This window comes from Arthrobacter sp. 'calajunan' (genome assembly GCF_046940185.1).
GTDB lineage: Bacteria > Actinomycetota > Actinomycetes > Actinomycetales > Micrococcaceae > Glutamicibacter > Glutamicibacter soli.
The window spans coordinates 49,169-70,503 of sequence record NZ_JBKZDY010000010.1 but is presented as its reverse complement, the minus strand read 5'-3'; the positions used below and the strand labels follow the sequence as shown (position 1 = coordinate 70,503).

The following is a 21,335-nucleotide window of genomic DNA, read 5'->3' as shown; positions in this document are numbered from 1 at the left end:
TCAGTAGTACACCGCCAGCGGTCCCTCCGGCCCGGCGATCACGCGCACCGGGGTCTCGAATACGTTGGTGAGGATCTCGTCATCCATGATGCGCTCCGGGGTGCCGAACTCGACGACCTTGCCCTGCTTCATAGCGCAGATGTAGTCAGCGTAGTGCCCGGCGAAGTTGATGTCGTGCAGCACGATCACGATGGTGCGGTTCAGCTCCGCGGCGGCGCGCTTGAGGTGGCGCATCATGATGACCGAGTGCTTCATGTCCAGGTTGTTCAGCGGCTCGTCCAGCAGCACGGTGTCGGTGTCCTGTGCCAGCACCATCGCCACGTAGGCGCGCTGGCGCTGCCCGCCGGAAAGCTCGTCCAGGTAGCGGCCTTCCAGCTCGGAGAGGTCCAGGAAGTCGATCGAGCGGGAGATGATCTCCTCGTCCGCCATGGTCAGCCGGCCCTTGGAATGCGGGTAGCGGCCGAAGCCCACCAGCTGGCGCACGGTCAGGCGGGTGACGAAGTGGTTCTCCTGGCGCAGGATCGAGACGATCTTAGCCAGGTCCTTGGAGTTGGTCTTGGAGACGTCGTAGCCGGCGACCTCGATGGACCCCGAGTCGATGCCCAGCAGGCGTCCGACCATGGTCAGCATGGTGGACTTGCCGGCGCCGTTCGGGCCGACCAGTGCGGTGATGCCGCCCGTGGGGATCTGCAAGGTGACCGGGCCGATCGAGACCTCGGATGAGTACTTCTTCTGGACGTCGTTGAGGGTAATCACAGCCGGCCCTTTCGCAGGATGAAGATGAGGAATGTAATGCCGCCGACGGCTTCGATGATGATGCCGACCACGCCCTGGGCGTAGAAGACGTTTTTCATGATGAAGTAGGACCCGGCCAGCACCACGAAGCCGGCCAGGAATGCCATCGGGTAGATGAAGCGGTGATCGTAGGTGTCGGCCAGCTGGTAGGCCAGGGTCGCGACCAGGAAGCCCAGGAAGGTCAGCGGGCCGACCAGGGCGGTGCTCACAGCCATCAGGATGGAGACGAAGAACAGGGTGACCATGACTTCGCGGCGGTGGTTGATGCCCAGGTTGATGGTGGTTTCCTTGCCCAGGGCCAGGATGTTCAGCTTCTTGGAGCTTGCCACCAGGTAGCCGCCGGCGACGATGAGCAGCGGGATGGCCAGCGGCATGTAGCTCATGTCGGCATTGGTCATGGAGCCGAACAGGCGTGCGGTGAGCACGTCGAACTCGCTCGGGGTGAGCATGCGCTGCATGAATGTCGCCACCGAGCCGAGCCCGGTGCCGATGATGATGCCCACCAGCAGCATGATCTGGATATTGCCCAGCTTCCCGGACAGCAGCCAGCCGTACAGCGCCACGGACAGGGCCACCATGATCGCCACCTGCAGCGCGAACTGGCCGACGCCGGTGAAGAAGGTGATGCCGGCGACGCCGAGGAAGAACACCGCGCCGGTCTGCACCACGCGGTACAGCGCCTCGAAGCCCATGATGGACGGGGTGAGCAGGCGGTTGTTGGTGACGGTCTGGAAGGAGACGGTGGCGATCGCCTGGCAGGCGGCGACCACTGCCATGGTCAGGATGCTTCCGGCGCGCATCTTCGCGATGATCCAGAAACCCTCGGAGCCCACCGGCATGGGGTTGTCCCAGGCCAGCAGCCCCGCGCCGAAGACCAGCGCGAGGGCGATCATGATCCCCAGGGTGATCCAGTAGCGCTTGCGCACCTTGGAGGTGGGCATCGCGCCGGAGGCCCGGGAGGAGTTGTGGCCGGCAAGTTCCGGCAGTGAAATCAGATTAGCCACGTTTGCGCTGCCTTAGAAGCATGATGATGAAGACGACGGCGCCGACCACACCCAGGATCAGCGACACCGGGATCTCGAACGGCATGATGATGGTGCGGCCCACGAGGTCGCACACGGTGGTGATCGCGATGCCCAGCAGGCACACCCACGGCAGGTTGCTGCGCAGGTCGTCGCCGCGCACCATGGACACGAGGTTCGGCACGATCAGCCCCAGGAACGGCAGGTTGCCGATCACCACGGTCACCACGCCGGTGGTCACCGCGATCAGCGCGGTGCCCAGCAGCATGACGTTGCGGTAGTTCAGCCCCACGTTGGTTGCGATCTCCTCGCCCAGGCCGGCGACGGTGAAGCGGTCAGCGACGATGAAGATCGCCACGGCCACGGCGGCCACGATCCACAGCACCTCGTACTGCCCGCGGATCACCGAGGTGAACGAGCCTGCCAGCCAGATGCCCAGGGACTGCAGCTTGTCGGTGGTCAGCGCCAAGAACGTGGAAAACGCCCCGACCACCGAGCCAAGCATGATGCCCACGATGGGCACGGTCAGCGAGGCCTTCAGTGAGACGCGGCGCAGGAAGAGGAAAAAGAGCATGGTGCCGGCGAAGGCGAAGACGATCGCCACTGCCATCTTGGAGAGGATGGAGGCCTGCGGGAAGAGCACCAGCATCACCAGCAGGCCCATGCCCGCCCATTCGGTGGTGCCGGTGGTGGTCGGCTCGACGAACCGGTTCTGCGTCAGCAGCTGCATGACCAGCCCGCTCATCGCCATCGCCGCGCCGGCCAGCACCAGGGCGATGGTGCGCGGGATGCGGGTGATGGCGAACATCTCGGCGCCGTCCTGCGCGCCGAAGACGTCGTACACGCCGGTGAACAGGGAGAACGCCAGCAGGATGAGCACACCGATGATGCCCAGGAGCAGCTGCCAGCTCAAGAGCCTGCCCTTGGTGCGAGGTGTGGACAACGTGGTAGTCATGAGGCCGCCGATGAAAGTGTGGTGGTGGTGCAAAGTGGCGGGACCGTCGCCGGGCCCGCCACTTCTACGCTGTGATGCGCGGTTGGATTACTTCGCCGCTTCCAGGGCGTCGGCGAATTCGTTGAGGAATTCGGTGTAGGTCTGGATGCCTTCGTTGGTGTAGGTGTCCGCCGGCATGACGACGACGTTGCCTTCCTTGGCGGCGGTGACGTTCTTCAGCGCCTCGGAGTTCTCCAGCAGTTCCTTGGCCGGCTTGTAGCCCTCGGCGTCGGCCTCAACGGCTGCGTCGCGGTCCATCAGGATGATCCAGTCCGGGTTGGACTTCGCGATGGCCTCGACCGAGACGTCATCGCCTTCGTGGTCGGTGGAAGCTTCGTCCAGCTTCAGCGCCGGGGTCAGGCCCAGCACGTCGAACAGCGGGCCGACGGTGCGGCCGGTGCCCGGCGCGGAGTAGCCGAACTCGCCACCGGAGGTGATCAGGCCCATGACGGTGTCTTCAGGGTTGTAGGCGTCGGTGACGCGCTTCTCGGCGGCCTGGAGGTCCGCGACCAGCTTGGCCGCTTCATCCTGCTTGCCGAAGATCTCACCCAGCACGGTGGTCTGGCGCTCCAGCTCGGCGTCCAGCGGCTCGCCGTCGCGTGGGTCGAGGTTCACCAAGGTGGCCTTCGGGGCCAGTTCCCTGAGCTTGTCGGCGTGCTGGGTGAAGCGCTGGCCGTTGATGATCAGGTCGGGCTGGACCTCGACGACTGCTTCCAGGTTCGGCTCGCGGTGGCTGCCCAGGTCGACGATCTTCTCGTCCTTGGTGTAGGCGATGGTGTCCGGCATCAGCGCGACGGCGCCGGCCTTCAGCTCCACGCCCCAGTCGGACAGGGTCTCGAAGGTGCGGTTGTCGGTGGCGACGACGGAGGCCGGCGGGGTGGCGATGTTCTTCTCGCCCTCGTTGTCCGTGATGGTCACGGTCTTGGCTGCGGCGTCGGTGTCGCCGGAAGCGGCCGAGGTGGTCGAACCGCAGGCGGTCAGGGACAGGGCTGCGATGCTCAGCAAGGCTGCTGCGCGAAGCTTCATGGAGGCCATGGTTTCCTTCGTGTCGAAGCAACCGTAAAGGTTGCTGGAACAAGTGATCTAAGTATTAGCTTAGCCTTAGCTGCAGGAAATACGTTAAGCCGTTGTCCTGTTGTGTGGGACACATAAAATAGGCCTGCATTGGCTAACTTCGGGCGAAAACCCCGGTTTTCCGGGCATTAATAGACGCACCTAAGATCCATGGTTGATAATTGCAACCGAAAAAAGTTAGCTATTTGTGACTTGCCGTGGCGACCAATGGGCCGAATTCTGGCTCAAGCCGGCTGAAACGCCATGGAATAAGCTTCTTGGTATGGAAGATTCTCTGAATAAAGTCGCCTGGCCCGTAGCCACCGAACGCCTGACCCTGCGCAGGCTCGAATCCGAGGATCTGGAGGCCACCTGGCGGTATCGCCAGCTTCCGGAGGTGACCCGGTGGATCACCTCCGCTCCCGGAACCCTCGAGGAGTACCGCGTGTATTTCCACGAGGAAGGCCGGGTCGAGCGCGATGTGGCAGTCGAGGTCATCGAGGCCGACGGCAGCAAGGTGCTGATCGGCACGGTCATGCTCAAGGTGCATGATGCCTGGGGACAGAGCGAAATCCTTGACCAGACCCGCCACGTCGAAGCGGAGATCGGCTGGAGCTTCGACCCTGCCTACGGAGGCAAGGGCTACGCCACCGAGGCGGTCCGGGCGGTGCTGGAGCTGAGCTTCGGCGCGTTGGGCCTGCGCCGCGTTGTCGCGGAGAGCTTCGCGGCCAACGCCCCGTCCTGGAAACTCATGGAACGGGTCGGCATGCGCCGCGAGTCCTACAACCGCCGCAACGGGCTGCACCGCAGCGGCGAATGGATGGACGGCGTGGTCTACGCGATGCTGGCCGACGAGTGGGGAGAACTGGTCACCGCCTAGGGTAGGTCACCTGGCATTCCGGGCCGATCACCGCACCCGGGCTGAGTTCGGCTTCCGTAGCCGACTCGACGATATGCAGCACCCTGGCACCGCGGGCCATCAGGTGGTCGGCGATGATGCGCCGGTGGCAGCGCCACCATACGGCCTCGGAGCACATCAGCGCCATGCGCTCGGAGCCTGCCTGCGCCACCAGATCCCGCGCGGCGGCGTCGAATTCCCGTCCCAGCGCATGATCCGCGTAGTTGTGGAAGCTGCGGTTCTCCCACCAGGCATTGGTCTCGAACGGCACCGTTGTGCTCACCGGGCGCCGTCCCTCCAAGGCCGGATCGGCGCGCAGCCCGATGCCGTATTCCGCCAGCGAGGCGCCCAGGGCGTCGGCGTTGAACTGCGGGTATCTGTTCGAACCGCGAAGCTTGCGCACGTCGATTACGGTCTGCACCTCGTTGGCGCGCAGCAGTTCGATGAACTGCTCGATGCTGCGTGTCGAATGGCCGATGGTCAGGATCGTTGGTTCGGCCATGATCTAGTCGTCGAGCAGCCGAAGCGCCTGGCCCTTGTGCGCCGCGATGTGATCGGTCTTGTCGCTCTTGATCTCGTATTGCGGATCCTCCGAGGACGCCCGGTGGGTGTGCCCCTTGTAGTCGAAGTCCCGGTGGTGGACCTTGACGATGCGGCCCGAGACGCGTCCTGCCTCGGAATTCCACGAAACGTGGTCGCCGACCTTGAATGTGCGTGCCATGGGAACCTCCTTGGTGGTTACGGCCATTGAACCAGCCGGGCACGGAGGCAGCAACCGTTCATGAGGATTGCCCAGATGCAGTCCGTACAGGAGCCGGGAGTTCGGCCCGAGGTGCGCCGCGCACCACCAGGTCCATGGAATAGTGGGCCGAATCGCGAGGTTATGCGAAGTGGATACCAAGCAGGAAGGAAGTTTTATGACCGAATCACCACGAGTAGTCATCATTGGCGGCCACGGCAAGATCGCATTGCTGGCCGCCCCCAAATTGAAGGCCAAGGGGTTCGCGGTGGACGCGCTGATCCGGAACCCGGAACATGCCTCGGATGTCGAGGCCGCATCGGCCAACCCCGTGGTGCTCGACATCGAACGTGCGGGGATGGATGAGCTGGCCGAGGTGTTCAACGGTGCGCAGGCCATCGTCTTTTCGGCAGGCGCTGGCGGAGGCGATCCCCGCCGTACCAACGCGGTGGACTTCGAGGCAGCATCGCGGGCGATCCGCGCGGCCCGGCAAAGCGGCGTAAAGCGATTCGTGATGGTGTCCTACTCGCGCGCCCTGGTCGATGTCGACAACCTCGACCCTACGCATTCCTTCTACCCCTACGCCCGCGCCAAGCACGATGCGGACCAAGTGTTGCGCGACTCGGATTTGGACTACACGATTCTCGGCCCCGGAACGCTGACCTTGGGTCCGGCGACGGGCATGGTCGATGTCGCCGACGCGTCGGGCAAGATCGATGGCAGCGACCCGGCCTCGGCCGATACCTCGCGCGAGAACGTCGCCGAGGCGATTGCGCTGGTGATCGGCAAGGGCCTGCTCATTCGCCAGACGGCGAACTTCTTCGACGGGCAGACGCCGATGGAGGAAGCCTGGAGCTAGTGCTTCCATTGCATGAAGGACATGAAGCCCCCGTGAACTTCACGGGGCTTCGTCTTGCCTGCGGCCTGAACCAGGTCCGGTGCCAGAGCCGGCTTTCGACGGATTGGGCTTAAACGGAAATCCCCGCTGCATCAGCAGCGGGGATTTCCCTGTCATCACTCGCACCTTCATGAGGTACTTACGAGTCTAGGACGGGTTTCTGTGCAGCAACTAGGCTGGGACTCCCTGTTTGCTAGGCGCGCGTCCCGGCATCGGCTGGCTGGCGGGTGATGGGCCAACCGGTGATCTGCTTGGGACGCGGCGGCGCGTAGGTGCGCACCTTGGAGGTGCTCAGCCCCATGCGGACCAGGGATTCGGCGATGGTGACCGCAGCGCGGACCCCGTCGACGATCGGCACGCCCGTGGCTGCGGCGACCTGCTCCTCCAGCTCGGCCATGCCGCCGCAGCCCAGGCAGATGACCTCGGCCTTGTCCTGCTCCACGGCGGCGCGGGATTGCTCGACGATGGCTTCCACCGCGCGCTGCGGGTCGGATTCCAGCTCCAGCACCCCCAGCCCGCTGGCGCGCACCGAGGCCAGCCGGTCGGTGAGCCCGGCCAGCTTCAGCCGGTCCTCGATCAGCGGCACCGCGCGGTCCAGGGTGGTGACCACAGAGTACTTGTGGCCCAGGAAATGGGCGGTGGACGCGGCGGCCTCGGTGATGTCCACCACCGGAACGTCCAGCAGCTCCTGCAGGCCCTCGCGCCCGTGCTCGCCGTAGCCGGCCTGGATGACCGCGTCGAAGGGCTCGGGGTAGTTCGCGACCTTGTCCATGACGGCCAGCGCGGCCAGGTAGCTTTCGAAGTTGCCCTCGCAGCTGTCGGCGCCGAAGTCAGGGGTCAGCTCCACGATCTCGGTGCCGGGGGAGGCGACCTGGCGGGCGGAGTCGCCGATGGCGCGGGTCATGGATGCGGTGGTGTTCACGTTCAGTACAAGAATGCGCATGGTCGGCTTCCTAGTGCTTCGGGGTGACGGCGATGGCTTCGCCGTCCAGGTCGACGAGGTTCTGGTGGCGTTTGGCCAAGGCCAGGTAGGTCAGCGCGCCGGCGCCCGATCCCAGGAACCAGGCGAAGGCGCCGAGAACGTGCAGAGCAGGGACGAACGCCAGCAGCAGCGCGATCACGGAGCTGATGGCCAGGGCGGCAATCGCGCGGAAGTTGAAGCCGCGGGTGAAGTAGTAGGTGCCGTCCGGCTCGGAGCGGTACAGGTCCATGACGTTGATGCGCGCACGGCGCACCAGCCAGTAGTCCGCCATGATGATGCCGAACAGCGGGCCGAGCAGCGCACCCAGGCCGCCCAGGAAGTAGTTGATGATCTCGGGCGAGTTGTACAGGTTCCACGGCAGGATGGCCAGGCCGATCACGCCGGAGATCAGCGCCGCCTTGCGGAAGTCCAGGTGCTTGGGGAACAGGTTGGTCAGCGCGTAGGTCGGGGCGACGAAGTTCGCCATCAGGTTCACCGCGATGGTCAGCACCAGCAGCGCGCCGGATGCTAGCAGCAGCAGGAAGGTGTTCGGGATCGCCTCGACCACGTCGGACGGCGAGCTGATGATGTCCCCATTGATGGAGAACTGCGTGCCGGTCAGCACCACGACGATGGCGCCGAAGAACAGCATGTTCAGCGGGATGCCGAAGAAGTTGCCGCGCACGATTGCCTTCTTGGAGACCGCGCCGCGGGTGAAGTCGCAGAAGTTCAGCACGAAGGTGCCGTAGATGGAGACCCACAGGGCGGCGGCGCCGAACATGCCGACCCACATGTCCAGTCCGGACTTAGGGGTGCTGGTGTGCATGGCGACATTGAACCCGGACTCGAAGAGCATCCAGATCGCCAGCGCCAGGAAGGTGACAAGGATGATCGGGCCGGCGAAGGCCTCGTACTTGCGGATCATCTCCATGCCGTAGCTGACGATGACCAGCTGGATGCCCCACAGGGCCACGAAGCAGATCCAGCCCAGCGTGTTCAGGCCGAGGAAGCTGGTCTCGGTCAGGCCGGCGGCGCCGGGCGCCAGGGCGATGACCATGACGGACAGCACCTGGGAGGCCAGGAAGGTCTGGATGCCGAACCAGGCGATGGCCACGGCCCCGCGCAGCAGCGCCGGGATCTGGGCGCCGTTGATGCCGAAGGCGATGCGGCTCATGACCGGGAACGGGACGCCGGTCTTCTCGCCCATGAACCCCGAGAGGGTTAGCAGCGCGAAGAGCAGGACCGCGCCGATGCCCAGCGCGCCCAGGATCTGCCAGCCGCTCATGCCCAGGGCGAAGAGCCCGATGGCGAAGGCGTAGTTGCCCAACGAGTGCACGTCGTTGGCCCACAGTGTGAAGATGCTGTAGGCGCTCCAGGTGCGTCCGGACCGGGTGGTCGGGGCGAGATCCTGATTGTAGAGCGAGGGGCTGAGCTCATAGGGGTTGGCGGGGTCGATTCCCGACCGGTTGTGCCCGGTTTCTGCCGCAAGGGCAGGCGAAGCTTGAGGCGTATTCTGCGCCATGATGGACATCCTTTAACAGGGGCCGCGGCCGGAAGGCGGAAAGTGCCTGGATGACGGCGGGGCGGCGGGATCTACTGGTAGGCGTGCGCGGCGGGTCTGAACGCGTGGGTTCGACGGCGGCGGGAGGGGCTCTACGGGTAGATCGGCATGCCGAAGTTCGAATAGAACTCTGCCGGCGTGCCGGAGAACGGCAGGACCGGAAGCGAAGTTTCGCCGACCGGGTTCATGCTGTGCTCCGTGCTGAAGTGATTCTGCATGGCTGCTCCTGAGTTTTGAATCTGACTCCGAGATATGTGCCAATCGTGCTTGGTGAATTAACTGTATGTGATGGGTCACATTACCGCAATAGAAAATACAGATTCCGCAATGCGAGATATATGGACGCGGCGGAAATGATTCACCTCGCACTAGTGGGGTGCGAGTGGGCGCGGTGCCCTGATGCAAGAAATTAATCAGGTCGGGCTGGGGGTGTCATCGGGTGCCGCATGCTGCGGGCTGAATTTGGAAAAATCTCGGAGGGATTTGTTCGCCTCGTGGAAAAATGCCAGCTTTTCGCGCGGCGGCCCGGGCGCTTCGGAGGTGCGCGGAGGCTTATTTAGCGCCGGCTGCCCGCGATGTTTCGCGGGGTTCCGGGTAGCGCTTGACAGTGACGCGGATCTCGCCCTACAGTTTTCATAAAGCAAAACCCAAATTCCATAAAGCGGAATCTTGGGGCACGGTCTCGAAGGGAAAAACCAGTGTCGTACACTTTGAACTGCTCGATCCTGCTCACCGAACTCCCAGTCCTGGAGCGCGCCGACGCAGCCAAGGCTGCCGGCTTCGACAGCGTCGAGTTCTGGTGGCCCTTCGCAGAGGCCGTGCCGACCGATAAGCAGGTCGACGAATTCGTTGCTTCCATCAAGAACGCCGGCGTGCAGCTGGACGGACTGAACTTCTTCGCCGGCGACATGCCTGCCGGCGACCGCGGCCTGGTCTCCTGGAAGGGACGCTGCGGCGAGTTCAAGGACAACGTGGAAGTGGTCGCCGCCATCGGCGAAGCCACCGGCTGCACCTCCTTCAACGCCCTGTACGGCAACCGCCTGGAAGGCTTCACGGCGGCGGTGCAGGACGAGCTGGCAGTGAAGAACCTGCTCGCCGCCACCTCGGGAGTCGCCAAGATCGGCGGCACCGTGCTGATCGAGCCGGTCTCCGGCACCGAGGCCTACCCGCTGAAGACCGCCGCCGACGCACTCGCTGTGGTGGACGCGGTCAAGGCGGCAGGCGGCCAGAACATCGCCCTGCTGGCCGACTTCTACCACCTGGCGGTCAACGGCGACGACGTGGCAGCCGTCATCGAGGCACACGCCAAGGACTTCGGCCACATCCAGATCGCCGACGCCCCGGGCCGCGGAGCTCCGGGCACCGGCAACCTGCCGCTGCTGGACTGGATCAGCCGCTCCCGCGAGCTGGGCTACGCGGGCAAGGTCTCCCTGGAATACAAGCAGGACGCCGCCACCGCCTTCGACTGGCTGAAGACCGCTTCCGCCAGCGCCTAAGCACCCATCGCACCACCGCAAATTTTTTGGAGTAGAAACATGTCGCAGAACGTAGCATTCATCGGCCTGGGAATCATGGGCCTTCCAATGGCGAAGAACCTGGTCAACGCCGGCTTCACCGTCACCGGCTTCAACCGCAGCCAGGGGGCCATCGACGCCCTGGTCGCCGCCGGCGGCAAGGGCGCCGGATCCGTCGCCGAGGCCGTGAAGGACGCCGACGTGGTGATCACCATGGTGCCTGACTCCCCGGACGTGGAAGCCGTTGTCTCCGGTAAGGACGGCGTCTTCGCCAACGCGAAGGCCGGCGCACTGTGGATCGACACCTCCTCGATCCGCCCTGACGTCTCGGCCAGCCTGGCCGCAGACGCCCGCGCCGCGGGCCTGCGTCCGCTGGATGCCCCGGTCTCCGGCGGCGAAGCCGGCGCGATCGGCGGCGTGCTGTCCATCATGGTCGGCGGCGAGCAGGCTGACTTCGATGCCGCCGCGGCGGTGCTGGACGCAGTGGGCAAGACCATCGTGCTGGTCGGCCCGTCGGGCTCCGGCCAGACCGTGAAGGCAGCCAACCAGCTGATCGTCGCCGCCAACATCCAGGCGCTGAGCGAGGCAGTGGTCTTCCTCGAGGCCTACGGCGTGGACGCCGACGCGGCCATCAAGGTCCTCGGCGGCGGCCTGGCCGGCTCGGCCGTGCTCGACCAGAAGGCCCAGAAGATCCTGGACCGCGAATTCGCCCCGGGTTTCCGCCTGGCCCTGCACAACAAGGACATGGGCATCGTCACCTCCGCCGCCCGCGAGGCCGGCGTGGTGCTTCCGCTCGGCGCACTCGTCGCCCAGCTGGTGACCTCCACCGTGGCCAGCGGCGACGGCGCGCTGGACCACTCGGGCCTCTTCCGCGGCGTACAGCGCCTGTCGGGCAAGGTCGAGGAAACCGTCGGCGCCTAGCCGACCGAAAAACTTCCTGCGGCGGACTCGCCGGGCACCTTCAATCCCTCGGATATCCGGCCGCGCGCCGATCCCACAGATGCTGCTGACTTGCTGCCGGTGATGACACGGCACCGCACGAGAAAACATCAGCGGCGCGCACTGAGCTCTGTTCCAGTTCAGTGCCGGATTCCGATGCTCAAGGGCGCGAAGTCATGGTGACTCATGCGCCCGGGTGTCCGCCGCAGGACACTACCTCTCCCTCTCTCCAAGACCCGCCGCCGCCGGCGTTCCAGCTCAGTTCCGCCGGCACCGGGCACCCGAAAACTCCTAGGAAGTGAAACCCATGGCAAAAATGCGCGCTGTAGACGCCATTGTGCTGATTCTGAAAAAGGAAGGCGCCACCGAGGCCTTTGGCCTGCCAGGCGCCGCGATCAACCCGCTGTACTCGGCGATGAAAACGCATGGCGGCATCCGCCACACCCTGCACCGCCACGTCGAGGGCGCCAGCCACGCGGCTGACGGCTACTCGCGGGCCACCGGCAAGATCGGTTTGTGCCTGGGCACCTCCGGACCGGCCGGCACCGACATGATCACCGGCCTGTACGCCGCGATCGCCGACTCCATCCCGATGCTGTGCATCACCGGACAGGCGCCGACCAGCGTGCTGCACAAGGAAGACTTCCAAGCTGTGGATATCGAGTCCATTGCCAAGCCGGTCACCAAGTACGCCTCCACCATCCTGGAGCCCGGACTGGTCCCGGGGACCTTCGCCAAGGCCTTCCAGGTCATGCGCTCCTCGCGCCCCGGCCCGGTACTGCTGGATTTGCCGATCAACGTGCAGCTGGCGGAGATCGACTTCGACATCGACGCCTACGAGCCGCTGCCGGTTGAGAAGCCCAAGGCCACGCGCGGCCAGGCGGAGAAGATTGTCGACCTGCTGACCAGCGGCACCAAGCCGATCATCATCGCCGGCGGCGGCGTGATCAACGCCAATGCGTCCGGGAAGCTGGTCGAGCTGGCCGAAGAGCTGAATATCCCGGTGTCCCCGACCCTGATGGGCTGGGGCGCCATCCCGGATGACCACCGCCTGCAGTCGGGCATGGTCGGCATCCAGACCCACACCAAGTACGGCAACGCCACCTTCCTGGAGTCCGACGTGGTGCTGGGCCTGGGCAACCGCTGGGCCAACCGGCACACCGGCGCGCTGGACACCTACCGCGCGGGACGCAAGTTCATCCATGTGGACATCGAGTCCACCCAGATCGGACGCGTGTTCTCCCCAGATCTGGGCATCACCTCGGACGCCGGCGCGGCGATCGACGCGATCCTGGAGGTCGTGCGCGAGCGCAAGGCCGCCGGATCGATCCCGGACTACTCGCAGTGGGCCGATGCGGCGACCGCGCGCAAGGGCACCGGCCACCGCAAGACCAACTTCGAGAACATCCCGATCAAGCCGCAGCGCGTGTACCAGGAGATGAACGCGGCCTTCGGCCAGGACACCACCTATGTGTCCACCATCGGCCTGAGCCAGATCGCCGGCGCGCAGATGCTGCACGTCTATGGTCCGCGCAAGTGGATCAACGCCGGACAGGCCGGCCCGCTGGGCTGGACCGGACCGGCCGCCCTGGGCGTCGTGCGCGGCAAGCCGGGCGAGCGCGTGGTCGCCCTTTCCGGAGACTACGACTTCCAGTTCATGATCGAGGAGCTGGCCGTGGGCGCGCAGTTCAAGCTGCCGTACGTCCACGTGGTCGTGAACAACTCGTACCTGGGCCTGATCCGCCAGTCGCAGCGACCGTTCGAGATGGACTACCACGTCTCGCTGGGCTTCGACAACATCAATTCCCCCGAGACCAACGGCTACGGCGTGGACCACGTCAAGGTCGCCGAGGGCCTGGGCTGCAAGGCAGTGCGCGTTCAGGACCCTGCCAAGCTGGCCGAGGGCTTCGCCCAGGCCAAGGCCCTGGCCGACGAGCACCAGGTGCCGGTGGTGGTGGAAGTGATCCTGGAAAAGGTCACCAACATCGCGATGGGCGCACAGCTGGATGCCGTCAATGAATTCGAGGACCTGGCATTGGAGCCTGGCGATGCGCCAACCGCGTTGGTGCCGCTGGGTGACAATGTCACCGTGGATGCCTAGAGGCCAGTCGTCACTGCCTAGTCACCACTAAGTTTGGCGCGGGACACCGGTTCACCAAAAGGGTGTGTCCCGCGCCACAACCAATTAGACTCATTTAGAGCCTGAATCACGAAGTACAGATTTCAAACGAGTAGGAACGCCTCATGAGCATCAACGAAGCTGTTGAACACGACGCACGTTCATCCGCACAGGCCCAGTACGATCTGGTGCTGCGCGGAGAACGCATCTTGACCACCGCGGGGATTTCCCCGCGGGAAATCGGCGTGCGCGACGGCAAGATCGTCGCGATCGAACCCCTGGGCAACAACCTGCAGGGCGAACGCGTGATCGACGTTGGAGCCGATGAGGTGCTGCTCCCGGGCCTGGTCGATACCCACGTGCACGTGAACGAGCCGGGCCGCACCGAGTGGGAGGGCTTCGAGTCCGCCACCAAGGCCGCCGCCGCGGGCGGTGTCACCACCATCATCGACATGCCGCTGAACACCATCCCGCCGACGGTGAATCTGGAAGCGCTGGAGATCAAGAAGGCCGCGGCGCAGCCGAAGGCCTACGTGAACATCGGCTTCTGGGGCGGGGCGATCCCCGGCAACAAGGAGAACCTCCGCGAGCTGCACGACGCCGGCGTCTTCGGCTTCAAGTGCTTCCTGCTGCACTCGGGCGTCGACGAGTTTCCGTCGCTGACCGTGGACGAGATGGAAGAGGACATGGAGGTCCTGAAGTCTTTCGACTCGCTGATGATCGTGCACGCCGAGGACTCCAGCGCCATCGACCACGCCCCGGAAGCCCAGGGCGACCAGTACGACCGTTTCCTGAAGTCGCGTCCGCGCGGCGCGGAGAACGTGGCGATCGCCCAGGTGATCGAGCGCGCCCGCTGGACCGGGGTACGCGCCCACGTGCTGCACCTGTCCAGCTCGGATGCGCTGGCGATGATCAAGACCGCGAAGTCGGACGGCGTGAAGATCACTGTGGAAACCTGCCCGCACTACCTGACGCTGCTGGCCGAGGAGATCCCGAACGGCGCCACCGCCTACAAGTGCTGCCCGCCGATCCGCGAGGCCTCCAATCGTGAGCTGCTCTGGCGCGGCCTGGAAGAAGGCATCATCGACTGCATCGTCTCGGACCATTCGCCCTCGACCATCGACCTGAAGGACGTGGAGAACGGCGACTTCGGCGTGGCCTGGGGCGGCGTCGCCTCGCTGCAGCTGGGCCTGCCGCTCATCTGGACCGAAGCGCAGAAGCGTGGCATCGCCCTGGAACAGGTTGTGCAGTGGATGGCGGTGAAGCCTGCCGAGCTGGCGGGCCTGAAGCACAAGGGCTCCATCGCCCTGGGCAATGATGCGGACTTCGCGCTGTTCGCCCCGGAGGACGCCTTCGTGGTGGACGTGGAGAAGCTGCACCACAAGAACCCGATCTCGCCGTACCACGGCAAGACCCTGGCCGGCGTGGTGCGCCGCTCGATCATCGCCGGCAACGACGTGGACTTCGCGACCCCCCGCGGGAAGCTGATCCGCCGCGGCGAAGCCTAGAACCGCAGAGAGTCGCAACACCCCAGGATGCCGCCGGTGGCCGGCGGCATCCTGGGGTGTTTTTGCTGGAAACCGGCTGGAATTCCGGGCCGCGTTCTCGCACCCGGAAATCCGCCCCGCTACGGTGGAGGAAAAGGAAGGAACGGCACATGGCGGCAAAAGAGGAGATTGAACACCACCGACGCACCGTGGATCGCATGTCGCGGCCGGGCGAGGCGCTGGCGCAGGACTCGCAGAACATCACGGTGTCTAATCCCGAGTGGTTCTACCAGGACGGGGGCGAATCCATGAAGCCCAAGCCGGAGCGCCGCAAGCTGCACGAACGGCTGAAATCCGACTATCGCCGGAAATGGCCCCGGGCCAAGCAGGAGCGGCGTGCTGTCATCCTGGCCGGCGCTCCGGGGGCCGGAAAGAGCACCTTGCTCAAGGAGCTGCTCGGCGAGCATCTGGAGGATTATCTGGTGCTGGACGCCGATGAATTCAAGGAGCTTCTGCTGCGCCAAGCGCAGGCTGACGGTAGCTACGAGAGCACGATCAAGCCCGAAGAGGTCCAGCTACGCGAAGCCGCCGGGGAAGAGTTCTTCCCGTTGGAGCTGGCGACGTTGGTGCATGAGGAATCCTCCCAGCTCTCCACCCAGTTGCGCAGCCAGTGCATTGCCGAGGGAGTGAATATCGTGGTGGACAAGGTGCTGCACTCGGCGGATGGAGCGAAGCAGCTGATGGCCGAGCTGGACGAGGCAGGCTACCGTGTCGAGATCGTGGAGGTGCGCGTGCCGTTCGAGGTCTCGCAGCAACGCATCACTCAGCGCTGGGAGGAAGCCTACGAGGCCTCGCTGCACGGCGAGGATGACTTGGGCGCCCGCTGGGTTCCCTACCAGTTTGCGCGCAAGGTTTTCGACGCCCCGGGGGACAAGTCCAAGCCCGAGATCATTGCCGAGAAACTGGCCTTCCAGTCGCCTGCGGTGCTGCGCTACCGCGCGTACCGCACTGCCGACAGCGACACGGCAGATGCTGATGACTTCGGCTCACTGGAAGTGGACATGTCCAGATCCGGTTACGGAGCGGAACTGGCAGCCACGCCGCAACCCTAGCCGCGCGCCACTCTTCCTGAGTATTTCGGCAATGCCATTGATGCGCTTCACCGGATCCTGCTTCAATGTCGGCAAAAGGACAAGAGCAGTCGAAGATCTCGCGGAGGTTTGGAAATGGTCAAGTCAACCGGGGCATCTGGTCACCCGTTTGAAGGTCGCCCGGACGTGGATGAAGGAACGGCCACGGATACGCGGCGCAAGTACAAGAATGCCCCTGAACCGGAGGACGACTCGAAACCGGATTCGCCGGTCCAGCTTCACGGCAATTCATGGAAGTACATTTTCAAGCGTTCGCTGAGCGAGTTCTCCCGCAACAAGTGCACGGACCTGGCCGCCTCACTGACCTACTTCGCGATGCTCTCCATCTTCCCCGGCCTGCTGGCTTTGGTCTCGCTGCTGGGATTGGTGGGTCAAGCCGAAACCACCACCAAGACCATGATCGATATTCTCGATCGGTTTGCCAGCGATCAAGTGGTTGAGACGCTCCGGCAACCGATTGAGCAGCTGTCCGCGGCGCCGTCGGCCGGACTGGCTTTTGCTGTCGGTTTGATCGGTGCGCTGTGGAGCGCCTCGGGCTATGTGGGGGCATTTGGCCGTTCCATCAACCAGATCTACGACGTGCAGGAAGGCCGCCCGGCGTACAAGCTGAAGCCGATCATGCTGCTGGTGACCTTGGTCTTGCTCCTGTGCGCGGCGTTGCTGATCATCTTGCTCGTCGTCTCGGGACCAGTGGCCCAGACCATCGGAGATGTCGTCGGGCTCGGGGAAACCACGATCATGGTCTGGAATATCGCCAAATGGCCGGTGATTGTGCTGGCGGCGGTGCTCATGATCGCCTTGCTCTACTACGGGACGCCGAACGTGCGGCAACCAAAATTCCGCTGGATCAGCCTCGGATCGGCTATTGCACTGCTGATCCTGGCCATTGCCACCCTTGGATTCTTCTTCTACGTCGCCAACTTCTCAAACTACAACAAAACCTACGGCGCTATTGGCGGCGTAATCGTGCTCCTGCTGTGGATCTGGATCGGCAACCTGTCTTTGCTCTTCGGCGTCGTGTTCGATTCAGAAGTGGAGCGCGCCCGGCAGCTTCAGTCCGGGATTGCCGCAGAGAGCTCAATCCAGCTTCCTCCGCGGGACATCAAAGCCAGCGAGAAGCAGCTGTCCAAGGAGGAGAAGGACATCCGCGAGGGCAAGCAGCTGCGGATCGCTGCAGAGCTGGAACGCGAGGAAGACCTGGACGAGACCTCCGGTGGCTCGAAGCCGGATACCGGCACCCCCCGGGAGTGAGCGCCGATGGATCTTCCCATCACAGCGCGTGGCCGAAACCTGTCCACCGGAGTGTTCCTGGGGCTCGGAAGCATAGCGTTCCTGGACGAAGTGGTGTTCCACCAGCTGTTGCACTGGCACCACTTCTACGACAAGTCCAGCAGTTCCATGGGTCTGGTATCCGACGGGCTATTCCATGCGTTCAGTTAGTTTGCTACCGTCGCGGGCTTGCTGATAGTGGTGGGGCTGGTCCGCGATGCCAAGTTCGCCAAGCTGACATTTGCCGCCGGCATGCTCACCGGAGCGGGATTCTTCCAGCTGTATGACGGCTTGGGCCAGCATAAGCTGCTGGGCCTGCACCAAATCAGGTATGGAGTTCCGCTGCTTCCCTATGATGTGGTGTGGAACGTGGTCGCCGCCGTGATGCTCGCAGCCGGGATTGCCCTCTGGGTCATGACGAGTCGAATGCAGCGCAGGCACGAATCGTGACTAAGGCCGTGGATCAAACGTGGGCCACGGATCCCGCGCAGCTCATCTGGGCGGCGGCAATTATGTCGGCCATGGTGCTCTACGGGCTGGCGCATAAAAAGCTTCGGGAACAGGGGAGCACTTGGCCAGCGCACCGTACGGTATCCTGGTTTGCTGGTTGCCTGCTGGTGTTGGTTTCCGTGTATGGTCCTCTGGCCGAGCTTGCGCACCATGATTTCCCCGTGCACATGGTCGTCCACGTGTTACTGGGAATGCTGGCCCCCTTGCTGCTGGTGCTCGCAGCGCCGGTCACGCTGGCCCTGCGGGCGTTGCCGCATGCCACCGCCCGACGGCTTGGACGGCTTCTTTCCGGCAAAGCGGCTGGTTTCGTGACGAACCCCTTCGTGGCGGCGATCTTGAATGTCGGCGGACTCAGGTTGATCTATAGATCGCCGCTGTTCGAACTGATGCACCACAACCTGCTGGTGGGTGCCTTCATCCAGTTGCACCTGCTATTGGCGGGTTATCTGTTCGCTTATGCAATTCTCGGCGGGCCGGATCCCGCGCCACACCGGCGAAGCCCCGGAGAACGCGCGGCTGTGATGGTCATGGCCATTGCTGCACACAACATCTTGGCCAAAAGCCTCTACGCGATGCCTCCTGCAGGCCTGCAAGTAGCCGACGCCCAGACGGGCGCGCAGATCATGTACTACGCCGGCATGCCCGTCGAAATCGCCCTTCTCATAGGCCTCTGCCTCCCGTGGGTTCTGGGGAACCGGGCGAAGTCACATCGCAGGAAGACCGCTGGCCAGCTCTGAGATAGGCATTCATGCCCCCTGAAGCATCAAAAGGAAAACCCTCCTGCATTCAACAGGCTACGGAAACTCGCGCCGGACAGCTTGTCGTCCAGAGAGGTCGCGACGATGGATGTCCCGACGTATTTCGTCAAGCAGCCTTCAGTGCATGCACCCGGAACCACATCCGGCTCCGATACCTCCGGACGAGTCAGACGAGGACTTGTATGCGCAGCCGGTGCAGATCTTGATGCAGCGGGCCGAGGGACTTGCGGGCCAGCCCATGACTTCGTGAGCATTCCCGGGGAGCCGGCGCAGAAATACGACGTGAAGCTGCGATTCACGCCTGCGGAGGTCATCTGGCCGGACCCGACGAAGGATTGCCGGATGACGAAATACAGCCTCAGCGGAATGTCGATTTTCTGTGTCGGCGAAGCCGTCCTGCGGGTGAACATGCTCCATGTGCACGGCGGCCAGGCGAGCCGGTTCCTGATGCCGTCCAACCCCGACTTCTACAGGGAGTTCGAGCTGGACGACCAGTACGATGGCCACATGAGCGAACTGCCCGAGCTGAACCTGGAAGCCGCAGAGAAAATGTGGCTCGCGTACCTGTCCGCCCGCTCCATCGCGCCCGAGGACGCGCCGGGCTATGTGGTCGAATGCTACGGCGACAGCGCCGAGCTGGCCGACGAGCTGCTGCATGAGGTCATGTACGGAACCAAGCGTGCCACCTCGTCGCTGGCCAAGGAATATAAGCAGCATGGCGAACCCGAACCCAAGGCGGGGGACCGCTGGATAGTGTGCGACGGTTCGGGCGAACCGCGGATCATCCAGCGCGTGGTTTCTGTGCAGCGCTCCAGCTTCTTCGACGTGCCCGCCGAGTTCGCCGCCGCCGAAGGCGAAGGGGATCTCTCGCTTGAATATTGGCGCCGGGTGCACAATGAGTTCTGGACGCGCACCCAGGCGGAGCTCGGCTGCGAATGGTCGCCGGAACAGACCACTCAGCCGGGCGAAGAGCTGCTGCTAGAGCGTGATGAGATCTGCTGGCCGCCGGAATTCGCGGATTCGTCCTCGTCGTGAGGCAGCTGGCCTACTGGATCGGGCTGTAGAGCAGCGCGCCGACCACGGCGATGACCAGGATGACCAGGGTTGACAGCAGTGCCAGCACCAGCGCGCGTCCGCCGGACTTCACGATCGACTTCAGGTGCACTCCCAGGCCCAGGGCGAACATCGCAGCCGCCAGCAGGACCGTCTGCGCGGTGGAAGCCAGCGACAGGAACGACTCGGGCAGGATGCCGCTGGTGCGGATCAGCATGGCGACCAGGAACAGCGCCACGAACAGCGGGACCAGCGACGGCTTCTTGCCGCCCTCGATGTTGTGCTTGCGGCTCATGTAGAGGGACAGTCCGGCCATGATCGGGGCGAGCATGACCACGCGGGCCAGCTTCACCGTGACTGCCACGCTCAGTGCGGTGGCGCTCACGGCGCCGCCGGCGGCGACCACCTGGGCCACCTCGTGGGTGGAGGCGCCGATGAGCACGCCGATGTTCGTCTCGCTCAGGCTCAGCAGCACGCCCAGCGCAGGGGTCAGCGGGATCATCAGGGTGCCGAAGAGCACCACCAGACCGATGGCGGTGGCCACCTGGTCCTGCTTGGCCCGGGTGGCGCCCTCGGCGCCGGCCACGGCGGCCGCGCCGCAGATGGAGAATCCGGCGGCGATCAGCAGGCGCTGGGGCAGCTCAATGCCCATGCGTCCGCCGATCCATACGGTAGCCAGGAAGGTGACGCCCACGCAGAGGACCACGATGACCAGCACGCCCGGGCCGAGGGCCAGGATGGCGCCCAGCGAGAGCTGGAAGCCCAGCAGCACGATGCCGGTACGCAGCAGCTTTTTCCCGGAGAGAGTGACCCCGGGTCCGAAGACCGCCGGCACGGGCGCCAGGTTGCGCCACAGCGCGCCGAGCAGGATCGCGATCAGCAGCGCGCTCATGCCTGGCACCAGCCGGGCCGCGGCCAGCGATACGCCGCCCATTGCCAGACACAGAATGATACCGGGAAGGAAGCTGCTGACCCGTGTCATGACGGAAGGTTTCGGCTGCGCATCATCGCCTGCCGGGGCGGGGGCGGGATCCGCCGACATATTTGTTCGTTTGGGTTCATCAAGTGCCATGTAATTGACTTTGCCATGATTCGGCTCCTGCCGGTGATGCCTATATCGCTATCACGGTCATATCGCACTCATATGGGATGTTAATTGCAGGCGGCGGGCACCGAGGAATAGTCTCGATTCCCGCCGGTCCCGCAAGCGCTGGACGGTTTAGACGCGGATCGCGTCCACGATCCGCACGCGTGCCGGCATCACACCTGTCAGCGCCCTACCGCAACGGAACCCCCCCCCCATGCCCAGCAGGGGGCATTGACCAGGAAGCCCGGCATTTCGTCCAGGCCGGTGGCCAGCACCGAATTGATCAGCTTCGGGTTGCTGACGATTGCCATGGAGATCAGCACCTCGAGCCCGCAGGCCACCGCGGTGGCCGGCACTGTCAGCACGTTTTCGGCCGATTCGGCAGCGATGTCCATGCACATGGACAGACCTTCGAAGACCACCCCATCCTCGGGGACGTCGCAGGAGATTTCGCTGCCCGACCCACCGTCGGGCTGCCCTCCGTCGTCCAAGGAGCCCATGCCCGGCTCGATGCCCTGGATCGTGGA

The 21,335-nt window shown here is 64.4% G+C and carries 21 protein-coding genes and 1 pseudogene; 11 read left to right on the top strand and 11 right to left on the bottom strand.

Annotated elements, in window-relative coordinates:
- From RF641_RS14780 to RF641_RS14765, 4 genes are all read right to left on the bottom strand, one after another.
- On the bottom strand, window positions 1–756 hold the full coding sequence (locus RF641_RS14780) for an iron ABC transporter ATP-binding protein (protein WP_113608098.1): 756 nt from the start codon (window positions 754–756) through the stop codon (window positions 1–3).
- A complete protein-coding gene (locus RF641_RS14775; protein WP_152666941.1) occupies window positions 753–1,736 on the bottom strand; it encodes an iron chelate uptake ABC transporter family permease subunit in 984 nt (327 codons plus the stop codon). Before RF641_RS14775 ends, RF641_RS14780 begins: the two co-directional genes overlap by 4 nt.
- Window positions 1,737–1,791: 55 nt before the next feature.
- Window positions 1,792–2,772 carry an ABC transporter permease gene (locus tag RF641_RS14770; protein ID WP_424573507.1) on the bottom strand — a complete coding sequence of 327 codons (981 nt, stop codon included), beginning with the start codon at window positions 2,770–2,772 and terminating at the stop codon, window positions 1,792–1,794.
- 87 nt (window positions 2,773–2,859) lie between these two features.
- Window positions 2,860–3,846: a siderophore ABC transporter substrate-binding protein gene (locus tag RF641_RS14765; RefSeq protein WP_424573506.1), complete on the bottom strand. Its 987-nt coding sequence runs from the start codon at window positions 3,844–3,846 to the stop codon at window positions 2,860–2,862.
- Window positions 3,847–4,147: 301 nt separating this feature from the next.
- Between RF641_RS14765 and RF641_RS14760 the strand changes: the two genes are divergently transcribed.
- On the top strand, window positions 4,148–4,744 hold the full coding sequence (locus RF641_RS14760; protein ID WP_424573505.1) for a GNAT family N-acetyltransferase: 597 nt from the start codon (window positions 4,148–4,150) through the stop codon (window positions 4,742–4,744).
- Here the strand turns inward: RF641_RS14760 and RF641_RS14755 are convergent.
- On the bottom strand, window positions 4,734–5,264 hold the full coding sequence (locus tag RF641_RS14755; protein ID WP_053799028.1) for a DUF488 domain-containing protein: 531 nt from the start codon (window positions 5,262–5,264) through the stop codon (window positions 4,734–4,736). The genes RF641_RS14760 and RF641_RS14755 overlap by 11 nt on opposite strands.
- Before the next feature lie 3 nt (window positions 5,265–5,267).
- Complete coding sequence (locus RF641_RS14750) at window positions 5,268–5,483, bottom strand: DUF2945 domain-containing protein (RefSeq protein WP_047120975.1); 216 nt, start codon at window positions 5,481–5,483, stop codon at window positions 5,268–5,270.
- 196 nt (window positions 5,484–5,679) lie between these two features.
- On the opposite strand from RF641_RS14750, the gene RF641_RS14745 reads away from it, so the two are divergent.
- Window positions 5,680–6,360, top strand: coding sequence for an NAD(P)H-binding protein (locus RF641_RS14745; RefSeq protein WP_424573504.1), 681 nt, complete (start codon window positions 5,680–5,682; stop codon window positions 6,358–6,360).
- Between the two features lie 232 nt (window positions 6,361–6,592).
- Here RF641_RS14745 and RF641_RS14740 read toward each other — a convergent pair whose 3' ends face one another.
- The 3 genes from RF641_RS14740 to RF641_RS14730 all read right to left on the bottom strand — a co-directional run bounded on the left by RF641_RS14740 (window position 6,593) and on the right by RF641_RS14730 (window position 9,139).
- Window positions 6,593–7,342 (bottom strand): aspartate/glutamate racemase family protein, encoded by a 750-nt coding sequence (locus tag RF641_RS14740; RefSeq protein ID WP_424573503.1) that lies wholly within the window; start codon window positions 7,340–7,342, stop codon window positions 6,593–6,595.
- Between the two features lie 10 nt (window positions 7,343–7,352).
- The gene (locus RF641_RS14735; RefSeq protein WP_424573502.1) at window positions 7,353–8,882 is read right to left on the bottom strand and encodes an NCS1 family nucleobase:cation symporter-1; all 1,530 of its coding nucleotides are present in this window, start codon (window positions 8,880–8,882) and stop codon (window positions 7,353–7,355) included.
- 131 nt (window positions 8,883–9,013) lie between these two features.
- The gene (locus tag RF641_RS14730) at window positions 9,014–9,139 is read right to left on the bottom strand and encodes a hypothetical protein (protein ID WP_272926293.1); all 126 of its coding nucleotides are present in this window, start codon (window positions 9,137–9,139) and stop codon (window positions 9,014–9,016) included.
- A gap of 480 nt (window positions 9,140–9,619) precedes the next feature.
- Here RF641_RS14730 and RF641_RS14725 point away from each other — a divergent pair, with 480 nt between their 5' ends.
- The 9 genes and pseudogenes from RF641_RS14725 (at window position 9,620) to RF641_RS14685 (ending at window position 19,703) form a co-directional block, all read left to right on the top strand.
- Window positions 9,620–10,417: a hydroxypyruvate isomerase family protein gene (locus tag RF641_RS14725; protein ID WP_424573501.1), complete on the top strand. Its 798-nt coding sequence runs from the start codon at window positions 9,620–9,622 to the stop codon at window positions 10,415–10,417.
- A gap of 39 nt (window positions 10,418–10,456) precedes the next feature.
- Window positions 10,457–11,356 (top strand): 2-hydroxy-3-oxopropionate reductase, encoded by a 900-nt coding sequence (locus RF641_RS14720; protein WP_424573500.1) that lies wholly within the window; start codon window positions 10,457–10,459, stop codon window positions 11,354–11,356.
- A 325-nt stretch (window positions 11,357–11,681) separates the two neighbouring features.
- Entirely contained in the window at window positions 11,682–13,475 is a 1,794-nt protein-coding gene (gcl, locus tag RF641_RS14715) for a glyoxylate carboligase (RefSeq protein ID WP_424573499.1), read from the top strand.
- A 143-nt stretch (window positions 13,476–13,618) separates the two neighbouring features.
- Window positions 13,619–15,001, top strand: a complete 1,383-nt coding sequence (allB, locus tag RF641_RS14710; protein WP_424573498.1) for an allantoinase AllB — start codon at window positions 13,619–13,621, stop codon at window positions 14,999–15,001.
- Window positions 15,002–15,150: 149 nt separating this feature from the next.
- Window positions 15,151–16,092 carry a zeta toxin family protein gene (locus RF641_RS14705; RefSeq protein ID WP_424573497.1) on the top strand — a complete coding sequence of 314 codons (942 nt, stop codon included), beginning with the start codon at window positions 15,151–15,153 and terminating at the stop codon, window positions 16,090–16,092.
- Between the two features lie 165 nt (window positions 16,093–16,257).
- Window positions 16,258–17,382: a YihY/virulence factor BrkB family protein gene (locus RF641_RS14700; RefSeq protein ID WP_244910864.1), complete on the top strand. Its 1,125-nt coding sequence runs from the start codon at window positions 16,258–16,260 to the stop codon at window positions 17,380–17,382.
- 6 nt (window positions 17,383–17,388) lie between these two features.
- Window positions 17,389–17,850 (top strand): annotated as a pseudogene (locus RF641_RS14695) (DUF2243 domain-containing protein).
- Window positions 17,847–18,647: a cytochrome c oxidase assembly protein gene (locus RF641_RS14690; protein ID WP_424573496.1), complete on the top strand. Its 801-nt coding sequence runs from the start codon at window positions 17,847–17,849 to the stop codon at window positions 18,645–18,647. Before RF641_RS14695 ends, RF641_RS14690 begins: the two are co-directional and overlap by 4 nt.
- A gap of 363 nt (window positions 18,648–19,010) precedes the next feature.
- The gene (locus tag RF641_RS14685) at window positions 19,011–19,703 is read left to right on the top strand and encodes an ASCH domain-containing protein (RefSeq protein ID WP_424573495.1); all 693 of its coding nucleotides are present in this window, start codon (window positions 19,011–19,013) and stop codon (window positions 19,701–19,703) included.
- Window positions 19,704–19,713: 10 nt separating this feature from the next.
- On the opposite strand, the gene RF641_RS14680 is transcribed toward RF641_RS14685, so the two are convergent.
- Both RF641_RS14680 and RF641_RS14675 read right to left on the bottom strand, forming a co-directional pair.
- On the bottom strand, window positions 19,714–20,703 hold the full coding sequence (locus RF641_RS14680) for a YeiH family protein (protein ID WP_424573494.1): 990 nt from the start codon (window positions 20,701–20,703) through the stop codon (window positions 19,714–19,716).
- A gap of 287 nt (window positions 20,704–20,990) precedes the next feature.
- Window positions 20,991–21,203, bottom strand: coding sequence for a hypothetical protein (locus tag RF641_RS14675; RefSeq protein WP_424573493.1), 213 nt, complete (start codon window positions 21,201–21,203; stop codon window positions 20,991–20,993).
- Between the last annotated feature and the right edge of the window lie 132 nt (window positions 21,204–21,335).

Excerpts from the sequence above, each read along its gene's own strand:
- RF641_RS14775 (WP_152666941.1), bottom strand. The coding sequence starts at position 1,736 with ATGCCCACCTCCAAGGTGCGCAAGCGCTACTGGATCACCCTGGGGATC.
- RF641_RS14770 (WP_424573507.1), bottom strand. The coding sequence starts at position 2,772 with ATGACTACCACGTTGTCCACACCTCGCACCAAGGGCAGGCTCTTGAGC.
- RF641_RS14765 (WP_424573506.1), bottom strand. The coding sequence starts at position 3,846 with ATGGCCTCCATGAAGCTTCGCGCAGCAGCCTTGCTGAGCATCGCAGCC.
- RF641_RS14760 (WP_424573505.1), top strand. The coding sequence starts at position 4,148 with ATGGAAGATTCTCTGAATAAAGTCGCCTGGCCCGTAGCCACCGAACGC.
- RF641_RS14755 (WP_053799028.1), bottom strand. The coding sequence starts at position 5,264 with ATGGCCGAACCAACGATCCTGACCATCGGCCATTCGACACGCAGCATC.
- RF641_RS14750 (WP_047120975.1), bottom strand. The coding sequence starts at position 5,483 with ATGGCACGCACATTCAAGGTCGGCGACCACGTTTCGTGGAATTCCGAG.
- RF641_RS14745 (WP_424573504.1), top strand. The coding sequence starts at position 5,680 with ATGACCGAATCACCACGAGTAGTCATCATTGGCGGCCACGGCAAGATC.
- RF641_RS14740 (WP_424573503.1), bottom strand. The coding sequence starts at position 7,342 with ATGCGCATTCTTGTACTGAACGTGAACACCACCGCATCCATGACCCGC.
- RF641_RS14735 (WP_424573502.1), bottom strand. The coding sequence starts at position 8,882 with ATGGCGCAGAATACGCCTCAAGCTTCGCCTGCCCTTGCGGCAGAAACC.
- RF641_RS14730 (WP_272926293.1), bottom strand. The coding sequence starts at position 9,139 with ATGCAGAATCACTTCAGCACGGAGCACAGCATGAACCCGGTCGGCGAA.
- RF641_RS14720 (WP_424573500.1), top strand. The coding sequence starts at position 10,457 with ATGTCGCAGAACGTAGCATTCATCGGCCTGGGAATCATGGGCCTTCCA.
- gcl (WP_424573499.1), top strand. The coding sequence starts at position 11,682 with ATGGCAAAAATGCGCGCTGTAGACGCCATTGTGCTGATTCTGAAAAAG.
- allB (WP_424573498.1), top strand. The coding sequence starts at position 13,619 with ATGAGCATCAACGAAGCTGTTGAACACGACGCACGTTCATCCGCACAG.
- RF641_RS14705 (WP_424573497.1), top strand. The coding sequence starts at position 15,151 with ATGGCGGCAAAAGAGGAGATTGAACACCACCGACGCACCGTGGATCGC.
- RF641_RS14685 (WP_424573495.1), top strand. The coding sequence starts at position 19,011 with ATGACGAAATACAGCCTCAGCGGAATGTCGATTTTCTGTGTCGGCGAA.
- RF641_RS14680 (WP_424573494.1), bottom strand. The coding sequence starts at position 20,703 with ATGACACGGGTCAGCAGCTTCCTTCCCGGTATCATTCTGTGTCTGGCA.
- RF641_RS14675 (WP_424573493.1), bottom strand. The coding sequence starts at position 21,203 with ATGGACATCGCTGCCGAATCGGCCGAAAACGTGCTGACAGTGCCGGCC.